This is a genomic window from Nostoc sp. CHAB 5836 (genome assembly GCF_020829445.1).
Taxonomy (GTDB): domain Bacteria; phylum Cyanobacteriota; class Cyanobacteriia; order Cyanobacteriales; family Nostocaceae; genus Nostoc.
In genome coordinates this window covers 1-2,637 of the sequence record NZ_JAIVFV010000361.1, presented here as the reverse complement: position 1 = coordinate 2,637, position 2,637 = coordinate 1, and the positions used below count along the sequence as shown (strand labels likewise).

General features: G+C 41.6%; 2 protein-coding genes and 1 pseudogene. All 3 read left to right on the top strand.

Annotation, left to right across the window (positions count from 1 at the left end; translation table 11 throughout):
• Positions 1 to 126: 126 nt before the first annotated feature.
• A pseudogene (locus LC605_RS32430) lies at positions 127 to 555 on the top strand (transposase); the annotation flags it as partial.
• A gap of 85 nt (positions 556 to 640) precedes the next feature.
• Entirely contained in the window at positions 641 to 1,138 is a 498-nt protein-coding gene (locus LC605_RS32425; RefSeq protein ID WP_306426896.1) for a hypothetical protein, read from the top strand.
• 589 nt (positions 1,139 to 1,727) lie between these two features.
• The gene (locus LC605_RS32420) at positions 1,728 to 2,567 is read left to right on the top strand and encodes a hypothetical protein (RefSeq protein WP_229551463.1); all 840 of its coding nucleotides are present in this window, start codon (positions 1,728 to 1,730) and stop codon (positions 2,565 to 2,567) included.
• Positions 2,568 to 2,637 lie beyond the last annotated feature (70 nt).

The window sequence follows — 2,637 nt, the reverse complement described above, 5'->3', positions numbered from 1 at the left end:
TATACATCCAGCTTAATAATAGTAATTCCTATTTAGCTCTAGTAAATTCTCCTAATAAATAGTTCTTATGTACTAAATATATCCGTCTCCTTGGGGTGTGACAGTTGTGGGTGCGGAATGTGGGCTAAATGGTTACTAGGGCAAGACGCTAGTGGGAACCCTGCTATTCGTGTGAGGTTTAGTGGTGTAACATGCAGAACTTGTCCAGTTCGTTCATTTTGCACTAAGTCTAAAACCGAACCACGAGAGTTGACTTTTCTTCCGCAAGTGCAACATATAGCGCTCCAAACTCGGCGACAAACCCAACAAACACCTGAGTGGAAAGCTACTTACAACCAACGTGCAGGCATTGAATCAACACACTCACAAGGTATACGACGTTCAGGGTTACGTCAATCTCGCTACATCGGTTTAAAGAAAACTCACATGATGCAGGTTTTCATTGCTTGTGCGCTTAATTTAGTACGGTTGGATGCTTGGCTTAATGACATACCTCTTGCTCAGACTCGCTCGTCTCGTTTCAAACAATTGCGATCGCAATTGTTTGAAAAATAAGTCAAAACAACTATACCATGTAATACACGGTTGAAAGTTCTCAAAAGTTTTACTCTTACCGTGTAATACATGGTAGGCATATTCTATGAAAAAGATGAAAAGAGATATTCAGGGTAAATTTGCGATTAAAAGCTCCGAATATCGTGCAGTGCGTTCTTTACGACTGACAGATGATACCTGGAAGGCATTAAGTATCGCCTCCGAATGCTTGGGATTAACGAAATCTGACTATTTAGAAGAAATAGTCAGAAGTAAGCTTCTTCCATGTATTACACGGGAGAATTCAAATATCTACACCTCCAATACACAAAGTTTTACCGAAGTATTACCGAGTATTACACGGGATGAGGAGGAGATAGAGAGGCTCCGAGTCGAAGTGCAAAATATTGAATCGTATAATTCCGCACTTGAGGAACGGTCTGCTATCAACTTTGTACATGGTATCGTAGATTTTGAGGCGATACGCGATCGCATTTTATTTGAGTTGAAATTGGGACGGCAAGCTTCAGGTTACAAAGCAGTACAGAAAGCACTCAATCGATTTATTCGAGAAATAAAACTTATGGTTGACAGTTTCAGTTAATTGGAAGCATAAGAAACGCCAAAGCGGCAATGTTATGGTTCCAACGACACTCTTTTTAATGTGAAGAAATATTTCGCCAACAGTGTCTTCAGTATCATTACCCAAACAGTGTAAATTAGTGTTGCCCTGATGTGAACCATTTTGGAATGCTCCCCTCGCCACACGCTTCTGAATCTTTTACATTTTGTTACATAGTACGGTTGATACTTGCCGATCTACTACTTTGTTTAAATTAGCAGTGTTTGCAAACACAAGATGTTTGTGATCAAGAACACATAATTGGTGATTGAGATAACTATATTATTTTGCCGAGATGAATATACAGCAAGAATATACTTTACAGCTTGATATCTGTTTGATTGATCTCAACCTTAGCGATACTACAGTTCTGCTCCATGCCTAATTGAGCAGAAATTGTCAAAGTATACCTGAAGCCGTATTTAATTATATTTTCGTGAAAAATAATACATATACCGCACGAGAAGTGCGAGGTCTGGAATTTTGACCCTTGAAGAAAGGATTCCAGGAATTTTTTTGATTATTTGAATCAGCGATTAGTAATGTCACTGAATGAAGGAGTATTTTGGCTATGACTAGACTAAGTGTTCCACCCAATTTCATCGGCACTGACAATGGGGATAAAATAGTAGGAGAAGAGTTAAATACATCTTTGGCAATTGGAATTGAGATTTTAAGTACAGGTTTGATTTATACATTCTCAGGAAAAGACACCATTGAGGGCGCGGGTGTCGGTGACAACGACAGTATCGACGGCAACGGCGGTAATGGAACAGGTATAGTGAACAGTGGCAGTCTTAATTCTGGGGATAGGGAAGATACAATCTCTGGCACTGGTCAGGGTGGTAAGGGCGGTAGTGGCACTGGCGGTAGTGGTACTGGCATCGCTAACAGTGGCAAACTAAGTACACGGGACGGAAACGACACGATCACTGGTACAGGTCAGGGCAATGGCAGCGATCGAGGCACTGGCGGTAGTGGTACTGGCATCGCTAACAGTGGCAAACTAAGTACAGGGGACGGGGAAGACACGATCACTGGCAATGGCAGTAACAGTCGCGACGAAGAGTACGATGACTACGGCTTCAGCTACAACACCACTGGCACTGGCACTGGCATCGTGAACAGTGGCAGTCTCAATACTGGAGACGGAAACGACACAATTTCTGGCACTGGCACTAACACTGGCATCGTGAACAGTGGCAGTCTCAATACTGGAGACGGAAACGACACAATCTCTGGCACTGGCACTAACACTGGTATCGTGAACAGTGGCAGTCTCAATATTGGACTTTGGACAAAAATAAATAGTTCGCGTAAGACTAACGCGAACAAGCGAATAATTAATCTTGTTTATAGCCCACATTCCGCACCCACAACTGTCACACCCCAAGGAGACGGATATATTTAGTACATAAGAACTATTTATTAGGAGAATTTACTAGAGCTAAATAGGAATTACTATTATTAAGCTGGATGTA

What these genes read in the sequence shown, in the direction of transcription:
- LC605_RS32420 (WP_229551463.1), top strand. Translation starts at nt 1,728, where the DNA reads ATGACTAGACTAAGTGTTCCACCCAATTTCATCGGCACTGACAATGGG.
- LC605_RS32425 (WP_306426896.1), top strand. Translation starts at nt 641, where the DNA reads ATGAAAAAGATGAAAAGAGATATTCAGGGTAAATTTGCGATTAAAAGC.